The sequence below is a fragment of the Escherichia sp. MOD1-EC6098 genome (assembly GCF_002965865.1).
Classification (GTDB): domain Bacteria; phylum Pseudomonadota; class Gammaproteobacteria; order Enterobacterales; family Enterobacteriaceae; genus Escherichia; species Escherichia marmotae.
The window spans coordinates 129366-148850 of the sequence record NZ_PTSN01000016.1; the positions used below are offsets into that span (position 1 = coordinate 129366).

Sequence of the window (19485 nt, forward strand, 5' to 3'; positions counted from 1 at the left end):
AAAACCTCCCTGTTTTTTAGTTTTTAGCAGGCTGAAAACTGGTCAACCATGCAGTCCATAGCTGGTCGGTGTGCTCATCAAAAGGGCGCTGACTGGTCAGCGTCAACACCAGTACCTTTGCTGACCCGGTGATAAACCCGGCCTGACGCTGATACACTTCTGTTTTTCCAGAACGGTGGGTGGCGAGGATCTGCTCACCTGTCATGGCATCTTCGCCGGCTCCCGCCAGTGCCGTTCCCCGCGAAAGTACCCGATGCTGGCCAAGGTTTTTTTTCATCAATGCTATCTGGCGATCAATGTAGGTCGTCAGGTTTTCCTCTGGCCTGAGCATGTCGCGGGAAATATTCAGGCTGGGTGATGCTCTCTCATTGCCCGACGGGACGAAGATATTGACGGTGCGGTCAAGAAAAGTTTCAGGCAGGGCAAAGCTGCCCTCCTGAATACGGTAAAGGCTGGTCATAGAAAAAATTCCTTTTATATTTTTTATTCAGAAGCGTCCGGGGTAGGTAACGGGGCAATATCATCCGCAGTCATGGCTTTGCCGCCATCCGGGTTCATATCAATTCCACTGCCAATGAGTTGCATAACATCGCTGGTGTGCAGTAAAAGTTGTTTTCCGCAAAACTTAATCGAGCCATCCTTGTGTAATACAAGCGCTGCATTGCCGCAGCGAAGGGTAAATTGATCGACAACGTCCAGACGATATGTCGTTCCGACATTGATGGTTTGGGCCTGTTTGACGGAAAGCCCATCATTTTTTGTGATGGTGGCATTGCGGTCTTCTCCCACGCTGATGGTTTCATTTTTAACAATGGTTTTTGTGCGATCGACCATGACTGTATGCGTTTCATTGTTTTTTACCGTAGTATTCAGGTCTTTTTCCGCAAGAAACTTCACTTCTTCCGCACCCGTTTTGTCATCAAAGCGCAGCATGTTTCCGTTCGTCGGCCCGCCCTTTAACGAGTGACTGAATATCCCGCTCTGCGACGCCATGCCCGGTAGCCCCCACGGTGGCATGGTGTCCTGGTTGTAGGTGCGCCCGATGATTATCGGTAAATCCGGGTCACCATTTTTAAAGTCCACCAGTACTTCCTGGCCAATGCGCGGGATCTGGATCATGCCGAATCCTTTCCCCGCCCACGGATAGCTGACACGGATCCAGCAGGAGCTGTTTTCGTCATTGTTACCGTAACGATCCCAGCCAAACTGCACCTTCACCCGCCCATATTTATCCGTCCAGATTTCCTGCCCCGCCGGGCCGGTGACGATGGCGCTCTGCGGGCCTTTGGTGTGGGGTTTGCTCAGGGTTCGCTGTGGACGGTAAACTTCGCAGGTGGGGTGCAGTTCAAACGTGGTGACATAGGTAAAATGCTGGTTCTGACCGCTGTGCTGCGCATTATCCCGTAAAAACAGCGTGGTCTGTACCAACAGGTAATCCTGGTTAACGTCTGCCGTCGGATGATTCATCAGCGTGAAGGTGTAGCCCGTCATGAGGGTGCGGATATTTCCCGCCCCGCCAACACGGCTGCCGGGGCTGCGCTGTGCTTCCATACGAATGCGCGTCAGCATCTCACCTTCTCCCGTAGTGAAGTAATCACCAGGCCATTCGTAATGCTCATATTCAGCATGACCGGTATCGCGCGGACTAGCTACGGTACTTTTCAGCAGCGAACGTGGCTTCATAAAATCAAAATCGTCCAGCACCCACTTTCCAGTACGCAGCTTCTCACTGGCCGTAATGGTGTGGATAAACTCCTTATCCAGCTTCAGTCCTTCCTGGTGCCACTCCACCAGCGGCGAGTCCGGGCATGCTTTATGACCATTGATGGCATCAGCCAGCACCAGCGTGTGGCTGTTCTCACTGTGTTCAAACCACCAGTAAATCCCCCATTCCTGCATCAGGCGCTGAATGAAATCAAAGTCAGTTTCACCGTACTGTACCTGCCAGGCGCGGGGCGGATAATTTTCCACCAGCCGCTTTTCCACCGGAAAGGAATATTCATCCAGTACTTCACTGAGAATATCCACCACGGTTTTGTTCTGGAAAGCTTTGTAGTCACTGGTGTGGGTCAGCAGTTTCAGCCACGGTTCAATGCGTAATTCATACGTGACCGAACGTCCCTCATGGCCGACTACCCGCGCAGCGGTCACCAGCCCGCTGATATACCGTTTTCCGCCACCGTCCAGTTCGATACTGACGCACAGATCTCTGCCCACCATCGGCTTGAGCGGCAGATTGGCGGCGGGCGAAACGTAGCCCAGGTTCAGGGTGTCTGGAGTTTTAAGCTGCACAGTGTAGGAAAACAGATTTCCAAGCCCTTCCGAACCATTCATCCCCGCGAACAACAGCATCTGCGGTGGCACCGCACTACCGCTTACAGTGATGTTATGCGCCCCCGGTCCACCGGCTGCAAGCGACGCCACCGCATCCTGAACTGCGCCAGCCATATCCGAGATCCCTGCCGCCGCAGCGGCGGCCTGCGCTGCGGCTACCGCCGCTTTCACCAGTCCCGATGGTTCCGGCAGCGCACCAAACAGATCCGCTGCTGCCTGTTCTGCCATCTGTTCGGCTGCATCAGCTACATCTGTTGCGGCTGAACCTGCGCTTACAGCACTACTTTCTCCGGCTATTGGCGGCGTGGTGATGGCTGGCCCACCATTACTGCCAGATTTATTACCCGTAGATACAAAACTCATGATATTTATTCCTTTAATATCGGATTAGAATTTAGCGCCCGGCGGCCAGAAAAAATAAGAAATAACCCGCCACTGTCCATCTTTATAATGAAAAAACATGTCAGATTTAAATCCCCCGGCAAATGCCAAAATATTTCTTTGATGGGGATGTTTCTGAATTCAGGTTTTGTTGAGCGATAGGTATTTTCAATTTCTATATAATATTCACCGACAAATTTATAACGAGGTTTTATAAATTCATACGCTGGCTGACCATAGTTATTTAATAGAACATTCTCTTCAACTCCATTATACACACCACTCGCATTCAGATAAGCATGCCCAGGAATATCAGACATGTTATTTTTCGCCCCACCCACTATCAAAAAAATAATCACAGCGTATATTAGTTTCATTTTTTTATGCTTTTCACAAAAAAATTAGAACCCGGAACCATTCTATTTAACCGCTCAATGACATTTCCCATATAACGAGAGCGCAGCTCCATACCAATATTCATTAACGCACTGGCATCCCCGGAAAATGGGGTAGTTGCTTTATCTGCATCATCACTATAGTATTCATCAGTAAGATATCCAATAATATGCCCAAGCTCGTGAGACAACCCTATTTGCTCATGGCAACCTTTTGATGAACCAAGACATTTAGCTGCAGCAACTATATCTTTAGAGTCAAGTTCCACGTATCGACTATTCCAGACAATGGAACTCTGACGAAAACTATTTGGATCATCATTATCAATTTTAAACACCACTACATCCCAATACCCATGACGATCAGTCTGAATTATTTCTATTGTGAAAGGTAAATCCTTACCATTAAACTTACTGACAAACTCAGACTTCCCAGAAACGGATAAAAAAACCTTATTATTCCATGTTTGATTAATGACAAAAATAACTTTCCCATGAAAGGTATTTTTCTCCATATCTGTCCAATCAGTTTTTGCATCCCATCTTTTTATCCAATTATATTTCCATCTCAGCAATAATGAGATTGCACCATTTTCACGGTCAATTCTTAAATCTCCCCAGGCATCATTGTCCCTGATATATCGTTTATCCAGCATTAAGTCGTCATAAGCATCGTATGCCTGCTGAATAGCCTCATCATGAGAGTTACCCATGTTCACCTCCTTATATTGCTATATATCCAATAAACCTGAAGATGATTGCTTACCCACCAATGCAGACGGGACCAGGGGTAGCCTGAAGTCAACAAATAGCAATCAACTTGAAGTTCAGGGGTATATTTGTTTCCCATCTACACGTTTATCGTCATATTTTTGTATAGCTATTCTCAGCATTCGTGGGCACATTATTTTTTCTCCAACCGCAGCGCATCCACATACCGCCCCTCGCTGTTCTGCTGCCAGAACCAGCCTTGCCCCTGCTGCGCCAGCATTTTGTCCGGCCAGCCTGGCCACGGCAGGTGGCGCACACCAGGCAATTCCACTATCGGCGCGTCCGGTAGCCCGGTGAGTTCCCGGCTACGCTGCGGTACACGTCGCAAGCCGCGCAGCCACTGCGCCCAGCGCGGCCCCGGCCGCCACATCGCCCACAGTTGATCTGTCTGCTCTGCCAGCCGCCCGCAGCATTCTGTCTGTGGTGAGACATATACTGCCGCCAACTGCGCCAGCCAGTACAACCAGCCCTGCGTGTCATCCAGGCTCTCTTCCAGCCATTCCCGTCCGGCACGCTGATAAATCACCAGCGGCCACGGTCTGCCCGTACTGTCTCGCGATGCGGTCAATACTCCGGTCAGCCATTCATCACGCCCGCCAATGGGGAGAAACCCCGGCGATAGCACAAAACTCCACGGCAATGGGTGGTGCTCCGGCAGCGTCTTTTTCTCACGCGGTGACAGGTGCATCCAGCCGTTGTTTGCTCCAGCCTTCGCAGCATCCGTTCCTTCCGGCAGAACAATATGCCGCCCCTGTCCCAGCCACGTCTGCTGGTTCAGCCATGCCTGCCACACCTGCGCTTCGTTCGCACTCACCCGCCAGCGCACGTAGTCCCGCTGGTCCGGCAGTCTGCCGAACATCGCCGGAGCCGATACTGCCGTAGCCCGGCGCATCAAAGCGTCCTCTCCGGGCAGGCGAAGCGTTGCAGTAGCCCCCGGTTCACCGGGTCAAAATCCCGCCCAGCGGTAATCTCCAGCACCACCCGCCGCCCATCAAAACTGTACTCCACCTGCTGAGTTCCCCGTACCGCTGTCTCCTGCGCGTTACCCGCATCCAGCAGATGAAACAGCGCCCACGGCCCGTTAGTCAGTAACGTCGAGGTGTCCTGGCGGATGCGCGGGCTGGCGGTGATTTCCGCCATTGAGCCATTACGCGGCCCGGGCCAGCTCACTTTCAGCGGCCTGACCGGGCCGTGAGCGTAACGCAGCACCTGCCCGTCAATGTCAATCACCAGTTCGGTGATGGCAGGGTCCATATCCACGACGCGGACCTGCATCGCCCAGGAGAACTTTTTCCCGCCTTCCCCGTTAAAAAAAACGCTACGGATCTGCTTTGCTTCCTGAAACGGTGTCAGATCCGGCCCGAGCAATGTCATGTTGCCTTCGGTCGGCTTGTAGCGCCACGGGTTACTGGCAGTGTCCGCCAGCGGGGCAAGTTGCTTCGTCCAGAAAGCATCCAGCACGCCGCCGCTGGCAAAGATACGGTTAAAATCATCCGCACTGACTTCCTGTGGGCTGTCGGCAAAGGGGTAGCGTCCGTCAATGGCATCACGGCACTCATCACCGATCACCGCCTCCATTTGCGCATTCAGCACTTCACCCGTTCCGGCGTTGATTTTGCGCGTCCCCTGCTGTGTTAAATCCAGCAGAATATTTTTCAGCGGTGCAGGCAGTTTTGCTGCCTCCAGTTGAAGTTTATCCGCCGCCGAAATGCGGCCCGGTAATGTGCTGGCCGCCAGCGCACTGTCGGCAATGGTGAGCTGGGTGTAATACTCATTGAGCATCGTCAGCAACGAATTAAGCTGTGGTGCGCTGCCCCCTTGTGCGCTGTCCGTACGCCCGGAAACCACTTCCCGCAATGCGGCAAAACGATCATCCACCAGTGTTTTCTCCAGACGTTCTTCCGGATGGATGTCCTGCAACAGCTTCGCCGTCTGTACCGCTTTCCCCGCATTACCGGAAAGCCGATCCTGCGCTCGCTGAGCCATCTGCTTTTGTCTGGCCTGCGCATCCAGCGGCGGCACCAGGGTGGTCTGATCTACCACGACTTTACTCAGCCGCATCAGCGGGGAATCAGGTGAGGCCAGAGTACGCAGCACCTGAAGGTCATACGCCAGTCCGGGGCTGCCGTCTTCCCCAGCGCTGTTGATGCTGTGAATGCTTGCCAGAAAATCCTGCCAGCGGCGGGCATATTCAGCGAGGTACAGGCGACGGACTTCACGGGTAATCGGGAGTTCCTGTCCCGGTAACTGGCTCATTACAATCTCAGTCGTTTTTTTTTGCGCACTTTCGCGCCCCATCACCCAGGCGTCATCCGCTGATGCGGCGGCGACAAACTCCGACAGCCGTTTGTCGAACAGTTCCCGGTAGCCTTCGCGGGTGAAGATGCCAGGCACGCCCCGATCTAATGGCGCACCATCCGTGCGGACAAAAACCGTTCCCGCATCCGCGCCCACGGCACGAACCAGCGAAAACTCCTGCGGCGCTTCGCTCTCCATAGAAGCCAGTGCACGAGTATAGATACGCTCGGTGCTGGTATGACCGTCAAGAAAGGCTCGCGCCAGGCGGATCAGCCCCTCATCTTTTTCGTATGGCGAATGCACCACGCGACTGCCGTCAAACAGAGCATCGATATGTTCCAGCACGGCTGCGCGACCGCCGAAATCCGCCACGCTGTCGCGGTTGTTCAGATCGTTCAACACCCAGGCGTGGATCTCCGCGGCGTTGTATTTGTCCTCGTGGTCTTTATCGAGGTTCAGCAGCAGATAAACATGCAGAGCGTCATAGGCAGCTTTACTGTCCTGACGGGCAATCGCATCCGAAAGTACGTATTCCATGCGCTTCACCAACGGCGGTAGCAGTAACTGGTCAAGCAGGCGGTCATACAGGGATGCCACGCTCTCCATCACCGGAGGGACGCTGTAAAGACCATAACGCCAGGCCAGCGGCGGTGAGTCCGGATCCAACCCCGGCCAGGCAGAGAGCGCCCGCGCCTGGTTCAGTAATGCGGGAACCGGCTGCATGGCGGGTTTTCCGGTATAGGCTTTGACGTCATCATCCAGTTGGGTCGTCCGGTTGGTGATTTCATGCAGATAATCGCTGTTACCCTGCTGGCTGCCCTGCATTCCCTGCCACAACCAGAAAGCCAGCGCCAGTACCAGCAGATGCCCACCGGTACGCAGCAGGCGGTAACGCCAGGCCCACTGAAGGTTCGGCTCCACCATGTGCGCTTCACGGAAGATAAATTTAGTCAGCAGGTCATGGAGAAAATAGCTTCGGTTGCCATCCGGCAGAGTATGGGACGGAGACTCCTCGTTCCCTTTTATTGCCCGGACAAAACGCTGCCAGATGCCCGTCTGGTCTGCTACGGCGTCTGCCTGCGCCTGTGCGGCACTGGTGAAAAATACCCCGCGCAGGGTGTTGTTAAGCTGGGTGGCATCGAATTTTGAATCGAGGAAAATCTGTTCAATGGCTTCCAGCAATGGCGTGCCCAGCGCGGCAAATTCACGCGGGAAGCGGTAGAGCCGTTGGCGGCTTTTAAGGTCGTACTCTTCCTGCAACCGACTATCCATCCCCTGATCCAGCCGCAGCGTCAGATTTGCCAGTTCCTGACCACAGAGCGCATGCAGTGACTGCGAATCACTGGCGTGACGCCTGCGGCTGTATGGCAGAGTAAAGCCCCAGACCTGAGCACGCAGGTGACTGGTCAATCCACGGAAATACTCCGTAAAGCCGGGTAGCAGATCCATTTTGGTGACAACCAGATAAACCGGGAAACGAATGCCCAGTGTCTCCCGCAGTTCCGCCAGCCGCGCACGCAGGGCTGCACAGGCAGCCAGCCGTTCAGCCGGGGATTGTGCGGTCAAATCTGCCACATTCAGCGTCAAAATTACGCCGTTCAGCGGCGCGCCGGGACGGTGTTTACGCAGTAGCCCCAGAAATCCCTGCCATTCCCCGGCGTTGCGCTGGGTTGCACTGATTTCACCGCCATCATCGTGGCGGGCATAGCGCCCGGCGGTGTCAATGAGCACAGCCTCATTAGTAAACCACCAGTCGCAGTGCAACGTGCCGCCGCCCGGCACGGTGAGGATATGCGCGGTCTGCTCCATCTGTTCCGCCAGCGGAAACTGTAGCCCGGTGTTAAGCAGCGCGGTGGTTTTACCATCACCGGGGCTGCCGATAACCATGAACCACGGCAGTTCGTACAGAAAGCGTTTCCCTTCCAGGACCTTACGCCAACCAGGTAGATCCACACGCAGTTGTTTCAGTTGTCGGATGGCGCGGTTGAAAATATGGCTGACGGTGCGCAGATCGGCCTTAATTTCCCCTGCCACCGGTACGTCTTCCCCGCGCGGATGCAAGAAACGGCGCAGCAGTTGTTCATCCAGACGCAACGCCCGCCAAAGCCGGTACAGGCCATACAGCGCATAGCTCAGCAGGATCATGCCGATTAGCGTCAGACGCAGCCACAGCGGCGCAAACGGGCGAACGTCACCGAAGGCCAGCAACGGTGAGACAAAGCCGATAACCAGGCACAGAACCGTCACGCCAATGATGCTCATCGACCAATTCACCAGCCACAGCGCGAGGAACATTAGTAACAGAACGATAGTGACTACCCTACTCCCCACGGATGCAAGCGGATGCAGGGTATCAAACGCCACCAGCGGCCCGAGAAACCAGACCAGTAGCGCCAACGCCACCACGCAGACAACGACCAGCGCACGGCGAGAAAACAGCAGACTGAGAAATTTTTGCATTATTGTTCAGAACTCCATGCGATAATCAGTAATAGCAAAATGCCGCAAGCTGAAAAAATCCGTCCAATACGGGCTACTGAAAAAAAATAAAGAGCAATCTGAACAATTATCAAAATAAAATAAATCAACATTTTGATTATTTCTCTGTTCCCATTTCCCTGAGGCAACGCTGTTATTGAAGGATCTATATCCTGCATCTATTGATACTCATTCCCGGAAAAAAGCATAATGATGATCAGACCCATAATGAATAATAACCATCCTGATATTTGAATTATTCTTCTCACGAAGACTCCTAATGGGTGATGAATAAACGAGAGAAATGCAACCAGTTGTTGACAATAAAATTGCCATAGCTGGTATCTTCCTTTATTTTCTCCAGGGTAAGCGACATACACCGGTTATAACGGGCACCAATAATTCTTATCTGCTCTTCCGTCAGGTGTGGTAAGGAGGACTGAAATCCATCTCTTTCAGCTAATTGATAAAGATGTCTGGCCACAAGTTGAATATTAAAAATATCATGCTGGAGGCAATTTGCCAGTTCACGCAATTGAGAGGTATCCATTTTTGACTCATCAAGCCCAGGTGTTCTGGCTGTGGTTCGCAATTGCATACTCACTGCACCAAAAGATGTTTTTTCTGGTCTCGAAGTCATGGTGATATGTTCATCAATCCACTCAGGCCCACTCCAGTTAATAGTCCGAGCATCAAATGCCAGCATATCTACAATACAGGGCTCTCCCCCGACTTCTATCCAACACACACCAGCCAGTAAAGGCGCTGGCAAATTATATGTATTGGCAGTCGACGTTATCAGAAGGTGGTTATGTTTCACCCAGCGATCTTTGAAATAACGCCCATAAGGTACACCTTCGCCCCATTTTTTTGCGGCTAATTTCCAGAAAATAAATTCGGTCACGCCCCATACCGGTGAATGATTCGATGCATTGCAGTCCAGATTCTTCATTTTTCTCACTCCACCACCAGAATTTCCACCCGGCGATTCTGCGCCCGTCCGGTTTTAGTGCTGTTATCGGCCACTGGTGCGGTATCCCCTTTCCCGACAACCCGGATCCGGCTGGCCGAAACGCCACCGGACGTCAGCAACGAAGCCACTTCTGCCGCACGTTTTTCTGATAACACCTGATTCGACGGGAATTCAGCGGAGTGGATAGGCTGGCTGTCGGTGTGACCGGTCACCGTCACCGCACCGCCCACACGCGCAATCTCGCGCGCGGCCTTATCAATCACCGGGCGGAGCGCATCATTTACGGTTTTCTGCCCCGGTATAAACATCGTATCGCCTCGGAAGATCACACGGCTGTGATGGTCATCTTCCTCCACCGTCAGCAGGCCACGGGCAATTTCGTTCGCCAGCAGGATCTTCAGTCGCAGTTTGTGCACCGGAATCGGTGGCGGCGACAGGTGTTTACCGATGGCGTCGATATGCTGCTGTACGGTTAAGGTGGCGAGATTCATCCGGTGGCTGTAAAGGCCAAACAACGTCAGCATCACCAGCAGAGCTATTCCGGCACTCAGCCAGACCGGCACCCGGCGCATCCGGCGCATCCGTCCGCTGACAGCTCCGGTAAATCCCGGCGAGAGCGTCGGCGTGACCGGATCGCGGCGCTGGACCAGTTGGGTCAGCAGTTGCTGGCGAATATCGTCCAGTTGCTTACGTCCGTCGGGCCGTACGCTGTAGCGACCTTCAAAACCCAGCCCCAGAATGTGGTAAATAATTTCCAGCACATCGCTGTGCTCCTGGAAGCTGGAGGCCAGACGACCAATTATCTGAAATAGTTTGATGCCACCTTCACTTTCGCCATGAAAAGTGACCAGCAGACTCTTCCCAGCCCAGACACCGCGTCGTCCCCAGGTGGTGTTGTTGGCGGCTTCATCAAGCGACGTACACAGGCAGTAGCGCACCGCCAACACATGTTCGCGGCGCAGGTTTGCCTGGTCGCACAGCGTCTGATACCGACGAACTTCACGCTCCAGCAGGGCGCGGTAATGTTCGACAAAAGCAGGGGCAAGTTCACGGGGCATCTGCGCCAGTGCGCACAGCAGCGGACTTGCCGCCGCCAGCAGGGGATTAGCCGCAGCGGTGATTTCGGCCAGCCGGAGTTTCATATCCGGGCCGTCTTCAACCACCACCTTTATATCTTCCCTGCGAAGGCTGTCCTGTATTGCGATATCATAACCTTCATTATCAGGTGGTTTTGTCCCCCCCACTGATGGCTGGAATGGCTGGGTATTCATCGCAGGATGCGTCAGAATATCGTCGGTCATTTATCGCGAACTCCCCACAGCTCCAGCTCCAGCCCTGGAAATTCTCCGGCGGTATGCATTGCCATGCCGCCATAGCGGGCGATATGTTCCCACAGCACGCCGTCGCGACGGATGTCGTAATAGATATAACCGGACTGGAACGGAATCTGACGCGGCGGCACCGGCAGCACCTGTAAAGCAAGGCCCGGCAGGTGCGAACGAATCAGCTCCGGCAGGCGTTCGGACGGCCCTATTTTGGTCTGAGCCGAAAAATGTTGCAGCAAGGTTTCGGCGGACATCTGCGCCTTCACCGCCAATACTAACGAGCTGAAATCTGACAGTTCGGTAGGTTCAATCACCGCATTGAGAATACCGTAAGTTCCCTCCTCCAGAGTGATTCGCTGCGCCCCGCGGATCAGCACAGCATTTAGCAGATACTGCACCTCATCTATCACCGATTTCAGCCCGGCATAGGGCGTCAGGTGCTTATATTCTTTATATTTTTCCGGACGGCGTGTTTGCGGACGCACGTAGGTAGAGAGTTCTCCGGCCAGTGCGCAAAGATTACGATAGAGCACTTCAGGCGACAGCGGCGTTTTCGACATATGGATCAGTAAGGGGCCAAAACGATTGAGAATTTGCAATAGCAGGTAATCCGACACTTCCGCCGCCTCATGGCCGTGTTTATCACTGCCCGTCAATCGCTCAGCCAGAGAATTTGCCCGCATTTTGATCAGATCGTTGATCCACGACAACCATGTACATATCAGTGAACTTGCCTGATAGTTCACCACCGGCGGGATCAAATCTTCGTCAATATCAACCCGCCCCTCTGGATGCAATGCTGTGATACGTGTCAGCGGCAGGCCGATCCACGCATCCGTCACCGCCTTTTCCGGCAACAGACGGAGGCGCAGGTGGCTGAGTTGCAACAGTTGTGCGCCGCGCCCCAATGAGTTTGCATCACGGATTTCATTTTCATGAACCGAAAAGCGTGCCAGCGATTCTGGATTATTGCCAAAACTGGTTTCTTCGCTGTTCGGTGTGCGTATTGGCACCGCCAAATAAATCAATTGGTTAAGGTGCTCTGGCAGGATGGTAAGAGGCGGCGGTAGTGGTGTGTGTCCCGGCGCATTAAACGGTGTTCCGTCGGCAAACACCCCAAAAGCCTTCGTGAGTACCAGCTTTCCGATGTTCAGTGCTTCACTGTCAATGCCGTATTCACTGAAGCCCCAGAAAAAGGGGGAAAGAGGCAAACTGCGGTAATGAATGACATGTTCCAGATAGCGTTCCTGCTGCTGAAACATCTGTGGCAGCAAAAATTGCCCTTCACTCCAGACTACCCGGTTATTCCAACTCATAATTTACTCATCCCGTTCTTTAATCACTATGGCGCTTTGCTCTATACCGGCATCCAGTTCGACTTTTTTCTTTGGCATAAAGCGGCTGTACCAGCTTTTTTCCGGGGGATCAGGAATTTTATACGTGACTCGCCATACCGATTTTCCCAGATTGCGATAGCCAGCAAGGATCCCCAGTGCCGTGGTTTCTTTATTGAGAGAGCGACGCAGCTTTTTCTCCTCGCCCGGACGCAGGATAAAGCTGTCGCGGTGCAGTAAATCATCGGTAAGAACAGTTTTGTCATTGTCCTGAAGAGACCACCAGTCCGCCGCCGTGAAAGCTGCATCATTTTTCAGTTCATAAACGCGTATCTCTATGGGCGCGGCTTTCTTCTGATTGTCTGGGTTCACCTTATCGGAAGCCTTCATCACCAGATCAAGTCGCTGTGACATCAGGTCCGGCACGGTGTCGCTGTCAATGCTGCACCCGGGCAAAAGGCAGATAAAAAACAACGCTACCGCCCATAACCGCCAACCGGGGTCACGCCATTTATTCACTGTAATTTCCTTTAAAATCAAATAATAAAGAACGGCCAGGCTATATACCTGGCCGGAAAAAAATTGCTTAAATTTCTTTGTTAGCTTTGAAATCGTAACCTGCCGTGATAGTGCCGCCGCTGCCGCCCTGCTGGTTCTGCACCACGTATTCCTGTTTCACGGTGCTGAAAGAGAGTTCGACTCTTTCGCGGGAGGCGATCTCGCCCTCCTTGCTACCACTGGGGGAAACCACAGCCACAATCAGGTCAGTAAAAGTGTACTTGAGGTATTCCAGCGGATTGCCGCCTGCTTTACGCATGACAAGGATGGACTTCGGAATATGCTTGCCGGAGGAGCAGTATTTGAACAGGTTCGGGCTGGCGCGATCGATATAATGTTCAAACTCTAGGTTAGTCACGGAGACTTTACCGGATCCCAGGCCGCTGCCCGCGTGCATGGTGGATTCCTGGTGGATATTCCAGCGCCAGCTCAGCACCTCAATTTCATTTTTATGTTTATCATCCATTGACTCGCCGTCAATGCCGTCAATTTTCAAAAAAATGTCATAAGCCATTTTTATTTCCTTATTAAGAATTACTTAAAAATAATCTCTGATTTATCTGCATAGCTGAATGCAGATAAACCATTGCCGTACAGAACCCCCTCTCCTTTATTTCAGAAGAACAGAAGGCTGTATAATTTCCGGTAATGAGATACCAGTATTTAATTAATTTACATGTTGAATGTATTACGTCTATTTACATATCACAGATATCAATGACTCTCCTTGTTCCCGCTGACGCTGTAAAGAAGATGCCTGGCACTGTGTTGCAGATGCTGGTACTGGTTGTGATAACCAAACCTGTCCGTGGTTATAAATACAAGAAACCCAGTAACGCTCACTATCCTGATTAGTGGTCATTGTTGTATCCCATATTTGCCTGGTTTCACCCTTTATTTTCTCTGTCTCTGGTTTTAGATCTATCCGATTTTCAGGTTTTCCCTGCGACATCCCTACGCCGTCCAGCCACAGACGGGGTTCATAGCGGGAAGATCCCTGCCAGGATGCAGGTACATCCGACTCCAGTACTGTCGTTGAGGATTTTATATTGATAAACTCGGGGCAACTGACTTCCCACGCTGCAACAAATTGTGAATAAAACAACATATAACCCAATAACAGAGAAAAAATAAAACGGGTCCCCATTGAATCTATCCTCTACTCAATAACATAAAAAGCTTCAGCGTTATTACTGGCATCATGATATGTCCCATCACTGCGCATCCCACCTTTTCTGGAGATTTTGCGCGCAGATACATTCGAGGCTTTGCCTGTCCACTGATCCATAACATAAATATACGAATCATCCTGTTCGAGATAGAAAGCAGCATGTTTATGAGCATTGTCCCCCGATGGATATTTCCCATTCACAAAAGTCGCAATTGCTGTTCCTCTGGGAATCGATTTGTCTCCGAAAACCTTCCGACCCTGCTTCCACGTTCCGGTATGCCCCACATGTGCATATACCTGAACCAAGAACACACATTCCTTTCTGTCTCCTGCCCCCGCCATTCCCACCATTTCAGTGCCCTGCAATGAATCTACCAGTCCATAAACATATGCCATATATCCCCCCTGAGTATTACCCGACATCATTCATTAAAATATTCATAAAAATCAGGCAGTACCCTGTTTTACTGACGGCAGTTTTGTCACCAGACGCAGCGATCCTGTTAATCCTTCAAGCTGAAAATGCGGGCGCAGGAAGAATTTGGCATCGTAATAACCCGGATTCCCCTCCACTTCTTCCACCACTACCTCAGCAGCAGCCAACGGACGGCGGGCTTTGGTTTCCTGCGAGGAGTTCACCGGATCGGCATCAACGTAGTTCATGATCCATTCATTGAGCCAGCGCTGCATATCTTCACGCTCTTTGAACGAGCCAATCTTGTCGCGCACGATACATTTGAGGAAGTGCGCAAACCGCGAGCAGGCGAATAGATACGGCAGGCGTGCGGAGAGATTGGCGTTGGCCGTGGCGTCCGGATCGTAATATTCCTGTGGTTTTTGCAACGACTGTGCGCCAATGAAGGCGGCGTAATCAGAGTTTTTGCGGTGGATCAGCGGGATAAAACCATTTTTCGCCAGTTCAGCTTCCCGACGGTCAGAGATGGCAATTTCCGTCGGACATTTCATGTCCACACCACCATCGTCGGTAGGGAATGTATGACAGGGTAGGTTTTCCACCGCACCACCAGACTCCACACCACGGATCAACGTACACCAACCGTAATGTTTGAAAGAACGGTTGATATTTACGCCCATTGCATAGGCAGCATTGCTCCAGACATATTTGCTGTGGTCTGCACCATCTGCATCTTCTTCAAAATCAAACTCATCGACAGGGTTTGTTTTCGCACCATAAGGCAAACGGGAGAGAAAACGTGGCATCGTCAGACCAATGTAACGAGAATCCTCACTTTTTCGCAGCGAATTCCACGGAGCGTATTCGAGGTTTTGGGTCACAATTTTGGTCAGATCACGCGGGTTAGCCAGTTCCTGCCAGGAGTCCATCTGCAACACTGACGGAGAGGCCCCGGCAATAAACGGCGCATGGGCTGAGGCAGCCACTTTGGCAATGGAGCCGAGCAGATCCACATCCGGCGGGGTGTGATCAAAATAATAATCCGCAATGATACAACCGTAGGGTTCTCCGCCTAACTGCCCATATTCAGCTTCATACAGCTTTTTGAACATGGGGCTTTGATCCCAGGCGATCCCTTTGTAACGCTTCATATTTTTCCGCAATTCATCCTTTGAAAGGTTCATAAAGCGGATTTTTAATTTTTCATCGGTTTCGGTGTTGTAAACCAAATGTTCCATCCCACGCCAGGAAGACTCCAGTTTCTGAAAATCCGGATGACTCAGGATTAGCTTGATCTGTTCCGTTAATTTGAAATCGATCTGCTCAATAATCGTAGCAATACTTTTGTAAGCATCGTCACTGACGGTGACTGTATTTGTCAGAGCCTGTTGGGCCAGCGTCTGAACTGCAGCCTCAACAGCCTTTGCAGCCTGAGGTGTCTTGGGACGGAAGGCTTTATCCAGCAGTGAATCAAATTCAGTGTCCTGATAGGCTGTGCTTTGCTCAGCAGTGAGATCGCCTGTCGCCAGAAGAGTATCGTTTACCATGAAAGTTCCTTAATAAAATCGCAGTTAGTCTGTTGTTCCCGTTTCACCTGATAAGACACTTTCCTGTTGAGTGACAGGTTTTGGTGCACTGGCCAGAGCGTTCAGTAACGTCGGGTCTTGTAAGAGTTTATTGATCAGATTTTCTGCTCCTGCTTTACCATCCATATAGGTTTGTAGGTTGGCAAGCTGAGTACGTGCTTCCAGCAGTTGGTTCAGGGCGTCCACCTTGCGGGCAATCTGCGCAGGTGAAAAATCATCCATATTCTCCAGCGTAATATCGACCATTAACTGCCCTTCGCCCGTCAGCGTATTGGGGACAGCAAACGCCACGCGCGGCGCAATAGCCTTCATTCGCTCGTTGAAATTGTCGATGTCAATATCAAGGAATTTACGATCGGTTACTGTGGGCAACTCTTCACGTGGCTTACCGGCCAGATCGGCCAGCACCGCCATGACAAACGGCAGTTCGATTTTTTTTTCGGAGCCATAAATCTCAACGTCATACTCAATCTGCACGCGGGGCGCACGGTTGCGGGCAATAAACTTCTGCGCGCTGTTGTTGATAGCCATAATCCTTCATTTCCTTATCAGTCAGCCGCCGACCGCCAGGAGAGCGGTTCAACGGTACAGTTTAAAAATGCACAGCAAACAGTTGGTTCATACGGATAAATCATGCTTCATGAACCGTTTCAAAAATAATCTGTTCATCCTCATCAACACGAATGCGGATTTGCGTGATGGCCGTTTTCTCTGTCATCGCCTGCAACCAGTAACGGGACAGTTGTGGGAGGAGATGTTGTTCGATATAGCCGATAAGCAAACGAGCGCCGGTTTCGTGCATCGGGCAATGTGCCACTATGTGCGTAATTAATTCATCGCCATAGACGAGTGAAACGCCATGCTGCTCTGCCATCCGATCCATCAGCCTGTCAAGATGCAGGCGGGCAATAACGCCACGCGCCGTCTCATCCAGCGGCAGATAGGGGATAACCGTCACCCGTCCCAGGAAAGCAGCCGGGAAGTGTTTGCGTAACTCCGGCATTAAGGCTTCTTTTAATCCTGACAAATCAGGCAGTAGCGCCGGATCCTCACACATCTGGCTGATAAGGTCCGCTCCTGCGTTAGTGGTCAACAACAGCGTGGTATTTTTGAAATCGATGTGGACACCTTCGCCATCCTCCATCGCGCCTTTATCAAATACCTGGTAGAACAACTCATGGACGTCATGATGGGCTTTTTCAATTTCGTCGAGCAGCACCACGCTCCAGGGATGACGACGTACAGCTTCCGTCAACACGCCGCCTTCGCCATAGCCCACGTAGCCGGGCGGCGCACCTTTCAGCGTGGAGACGGTATGGGACTCCTGAAACTCGCTCATATTGATGGTGATCAGGTTCTGTTCGCCGCCGTAAATAGCTTCCGCCAGCGCCAGCGCGGTTTCGGTCTTACCCACACCGGACGGCCCGGCCAGCAGAAAGACACCCACTGGTTTACGCGGGTCACCTAAACCCGCCCGCGCGGTCTGGATACGCTCACCAATCTGCACCAGCGCATCCATCTGCCCGGTAACACGCTGCGCCAGACGGATGGGGAGTTCGAGGATCTGGCTGGCTTCATCTTTCACCATGCGCCCGGCGGGAATGCCTGTCCAGTCGGAGACAATCGCTGCCACCACCGCCGCGTTAACTTCCGGGAACACAATGGGGTTTTCACCCTGCCAGACTCGTAATGCAGTTTCCGACTGTTGTAACGTGGTTTCATCACGCTCATCGGGCTCTGAGGCACGCTGTTCCTGTAAGGTATGAACCAACTCCAGTTCCTGCTGCCAGCGCGCTTCGGTGTCAGAAAGATCTGCATTCAGTGAGGCGATCCGTATCGTCAGTATGTCGCCCCGCTCTGCGCGGATACCCATTTTTTCCTGCTTTAATAACAACTCCTGCTCCAGTTCGGCGGCATTGAGCTGCTGACGCAGATACTGGACTTTCGCTGGTGGGGTATGCAGCGACAGCGCTACACGGGCCGCCGCCGTATCCAGCAAGCTGATAGCCTTGTCCGGTAGCTGCCGGGCCGGAATGTAACGGTGAGAAAGCTGTACGGCGGCGCGCACAGCCTCATCAAGGATCAGGACGTCATGGTGTTTTTCCAGCGTGGTGACTAACCCGCGTACCATCTCAACAGCAGCAACCTCTTCCGGCTCTGCCACCTGCAACACCTGAAAACGCCGGGTCAGCGCCGGATCTTTTTCGATATGGCGTTTGTACTCACTCCAGGTGGTTGCGCCGATGGTGCGCAGGGTGCCACGCGCCAGCGCCGGTTTCAGCAGATTGGCAGCGTCGCCCGTACCGGATGTACCACCAGCGCCCACCAGGGTGTGAACTTCATCGACAAACAGAATAACCGGCTGCGGCGAACGCGCAGCCTCTTCCAACAGCGCCTTCAGGCGGGATTCAAATTCGCCCTTCATGGACGCCCCGGCCAGCAGCGCCCCGACATCCAGCGACAGCAGACGCACGTTTCGCAGTGAAGGCGGCACTTCGCCCCGGGCAATCGCCAGCGCAAATCCTTCCACCACAGCCGTTTTCCCGACGCCCGCCTCGCCGGTCAGCAGCGGATTGTTCTGCCGACGACGCAGCAGAATATCCGTCATGGTACGAATTTCGTGTTCGCGGCCGGTGACCGGATCAATATTGCCTTCACGCGCCAGTGTAGTCATGTCCTGACAGTATTTCGCCAGCGCAGATTTACTTCCGCTTGATTCGCTGGCAAATACCTGGCTAGCTTCCCCCGGTACTGCAGAATTCAAACCCGAGCCGTCATATGGCATTTCTGTTATTTCAGAAGATGATGTGATTAAAGACGGAAGGATATCTAATAGTTCATCTACCGGTAGCCCAGCCAAAGGCGCACAGATATTTTTTAACACCCGATGCAATTCTGGCGTGGTTAACCAGGCAAGTAATAACCAGCCACTACGAATTTTTTGATCACCAAAACGGATACTTGCCAACATCCAGGCTTTTTCGACAGATAGATCGATATGATGGGAAAAATCGTTAATTACACTCGCCCCGGCAGGCAATATCTCCAGTTGTCGAATTAACGCATTCTCTACATCAGCAGATGTTATTTGATAGTGTCGAAGCACATTGTGAATGTCATTCTCTGGTTGTTGTATGAGTTGATGCAACCAATGTGTCAGTTCGACATAAGGATTAGCACGTAATTTACAGAACGTTGTCGCGGATTCCAAAGATCTAAATAAAGATTTGGTCAGCTTTCCATATAGTGCACTGCGTGAAACAGGAGTGTCCATCTGTTACACCTGATGATGTAAAATCATATAAATGATACATAAGCATAACTGTATCGATTAAAATTCCTAATTAATAGAATCATCAAAAACCCAGAATGAAACAATGATGCATATCACAGAACACAATGTAATATAGCAGTTAGTATCTTTTTTATGGTGATATTCAATATGGCAATTTAATTTCATATATAT

Annotated in this window: 15 protein-coding genes and 1 pseudogene; all 16 read right to left on the reverse strand. The window is 51.9% G+C overall.

Going from position 1 to position 19485, the window contains the following annotated elements; all coding sequences use genetic code 11:
* Window positions 1–16 precede the first annotated feature (16 nt).
* Window positions 17–460 carry a DcrB-related protein gene (locus C0K55_RS17200; protein ID WP_105266812.1) on the reverse strand — a complete coding sequence of 148 codons (444 nt, stop codon included), beginning with the start codon at window positions 458–460 and terminating at the stop codon, window positions 17–19.
* A gap of 23 nt (window positions 461–483) precedes the next feature.
* Window positions 484–2697: a type VI secretion system Vgr family protein gene (locus C0K55_RS17205; protein WP_105266811.1), complete on the reverse strand. Its 2214-nt coding sequence runs from the start codon at window positions 2695–2697 to the stop codon at window positions 484–486.
* 24 nt (window positions 2698–2721) lie between these two features.
* Window positions 2722–3092 (reverse strand): annotated as a pseudogene (locus tag C0K55_RS17210) (hypothetical protein).
* Entirely contained in the window at window positions 3089–3823 is a 735-nt protein-coding gene (locus C0K55_RS17215) for a hypothetical protein (RefSeq protein ID WP_105266810.1), read from the reverse strand. The pseudogene C0K55_RS17210 and the gene C0K55_RS17215 overlap by 4 nt, the downstream one beginning before the upstream one ends.
* 191 nt (window positions 3824–4014) lie before the next feature.
* Window positions 4015–4773 (reverse strand): TagF domain-containing protein, encoded by a 759-nt coding sequence (locus C0K55_RS17220; protein WP_105266809.1) that lies wholly within the window; start codon window positions 4771–4773, stop codon window positions 4015–4017.
* On the reverse strand, window positions 4773–8639 hold the full coding sequence (tssM, locus tag C0K55_RS17225; RefSeq protein WP_001515761.1) for a type VI secretion system membrane subunit TssM: 3867 nt from the start codon (window positions 8637–8639) through the stop codon (window positions 4773–4775). Before tssM ends, C0K55_RS17220 begins: the two co-directional genes overlap by 1 nt.
* Before the next feature lie 295 nt (window positions 8640–8934).
* Entirely contained in the window at window positions 8935–9609 is a 675-nt protein-coding gene (locus C0K55_RS17235; protein WP_105266808.1) for a hypothetical protein, read from the reverse strand.
* 5 nt (window positions 9610–9614) lie between these two features.
* Window positions 9615–10931 (reverse strand): type VI secretion system protein TssL, long form, encoded by a 1317-nt coding sequence (gene tssL / locus C0K55_RS17240; RefSeq protein ID WP_085448664.1) that lies wholly within the window; start codon window positions 10929–10931, stop codon window positions 9615–9617.
* Window positions 10928–12271 carry a type VI secretion system baseplate subunit TssK gene (tssK, locus tag C0K55_RS17245; RefSeq protein WP_105266807.1) on the reverse strand — a complete coding sequence of 448 codons (1344 nt, stop codon included), beginning with the start codon at window positions 12269–12271 and terminating at the stop codon, window positions 10928–10930. The genes tssL and tssK overlap by 4 nt, the downstream gene beginning before the upstream one ends.
* Window positions 12272–12274: 3 nt before the next feature.
* On the reverse strand, window positions 12275–12808 hold the full coding sequence (tssJ, locus tag C0K55_RS17250) for a type VI secretion system lipoprotein TssJ (RefSeq protein ID WP_001045927.1): 534 nt from the start codon (window positions 12806–12808) through the stop codon (window positions 12275–12277).
* A 67-nt stretch (window positions 12809–12875) separates the two neighbouring features.
* Complete coding sequence (locus tag C0K55_RS17255) at window positions 12876–13361, reverse strand: Hcp family type VI secretion system effector (RefSeq protein ID WP_000312805.1); 486 nt, start codon at window positions 13359–13361, stop codon at window positions 12876–12878.
* Window positions 13362–13541: 180 nt separating this feature from the next.
* Window positions 13542–13994, reverse strand: coding sequence for an STY0301 family protein (locus C0K55_RS27025; RefSeq protein ID WP_001515757.1), 453 nt, complete (start codon window positions 13992–13994; stop codon window positions 13542–13544).
* Between the two features lie 12 nt (window positions 13995–14006).
* Window positions 14007–14414, reverse strand: coding sequence for a BPSL0067 family protein (locus C0K55_RS17265; RefSeq protein ID WP_000332236.1), 408 nt, complete (start codon window positions 14412–14414; stop codon window positions 14007–14009).
* A gap of 51 nt (window positions 14415–14465) precedes the next feature.
* The gene (gene tssC / locus C0K55_RS17270) at window positions 14466–15980 is read right to left on the reverse strand and encodes a type VI secretion system contractile sheath large subunit (protein ID WP_000245852.1); all 1515 of its coding nucleotides are present in this window, start codon (window positions 15978–15980) and stop codon (window positions 14466–14468) included.
* A gap of 24 nt (window positions 15981–16004) precedes the next feature.
* Entirely contained in the window at window positions 16005–16550 is a 546-nt protein-coding gene (tssB, locus tag C0K55_RS17275; RefSeq protein ID WP_000996822.1) for a type VI secretion system contractile sheath small subunit, read from the reverse strand.
* Window positions 16551–16650: 100 nt separating this feature from the next.
* Window positions 16651–19293, reverse strand: coding sequence for a type VI secretion system ATPase TssH (tssH, locus tag C0K55_RS17280; RefSeq protein ID WP_105266806.1), 2643 nt, complete (start codon window positions 19291–19293; stop codon window positions 16651–16653).
* Between the last annotated feature and the right edge of the window lie 192 nt (window positions 19294–19485).

Coding starts and splice junctions, on each gene's coding strand:
- C0K55_RS17200 (WP_105266812.1), bottom strand. CDS start 460: ATGACCAGCCTTTACCGTATTCAGGAGGGCAGCTTTGCCCTGCCTGAA.
- C0K55_RS17205 (WP_105266811.1), bottom strand. CDS start 2,697: ATGAGTTTTGTATCTACGGGTAATAAATCTGGCAGTAATGGTGGGCCA.
- C0K55_RS17215 (WP_105266810.1), bottom strand. CDS start 3,823: ATGGGTAACTCTCATGATGAGGCTATTCAGCAGGCATACGATGCTTAT.
- C0K55_RS17220 (WP_105266809.1), bottom strand. CDS start 4,773: ATGCGCCGGGCTACGGCAGTATCGGCTCCGGCGATGTTCGGCAGACTG.
- tssM (WP_001515761.1), bottom strand. CDS start 8,639: ATGCAAAAATTTCTCAGTCTGCTGTTTTCTCGCCGTGCGCTGGTCGTT.
- C0K55_RS17235 (WP_105266808.1), bottom strand. CDS start 9,609: ATGAAGAATCTGGACTGCAATGCATCGAATCATTCACCGGTATGGGGC.
- tssL (WP_085448664.1), bottom strand. CDS start 10,931: ATGACCGACGATATTCTGACGCATCCTGCGATGAATACCCAGCCATTC.
- tssK (WP_105266807.1), bottom strand. CDS start 12,271: ATGAGTTGGAATAACCGGGTAGTCTGGAGTGAAGGGCAATTTTTGCTG.
- C0K55_RS17255 (WP_000312805.1), bottom strand. CDS start 13,361: ATGGCTTATGACATTTTTTTGAAAATTGACGGCATTGACGGCGAGTCA.
- C0K55_RS27025 (WP_001515757.1), bottom strand. CDS start 13,994: ATGGGGACCCGTTTTATTTTTTCTCTGTTATTGGGTTATATGTTGTTT.
- C0K55_RS17265 (WP_000332236.1), bottom strand. CDS start 14,414: ATGGCATATGTTTATGGACTGGTAGATTCATTGCAGGGCACTGAAATG.
- tssC (WP_000245852.1), bottom strand. CDS start 15,980: ATGGTAAACGATACTCTTCTGGCGACAGGCGATCTCACTGCTGAGCAA.
- tssB (WP_000996822.1), bottom strand. CDS start 16,550: ATGGCTATCAACAACAGCGCGCAGAAGTTTATTGCCCGCAACCGTGCG.
- tssH (WP_105266806.1), bottom strand. CDS start 19,293: ATGGACACTCCTGTTTCACGCAGTGCACTATATGGAAAGCTGACCAAA.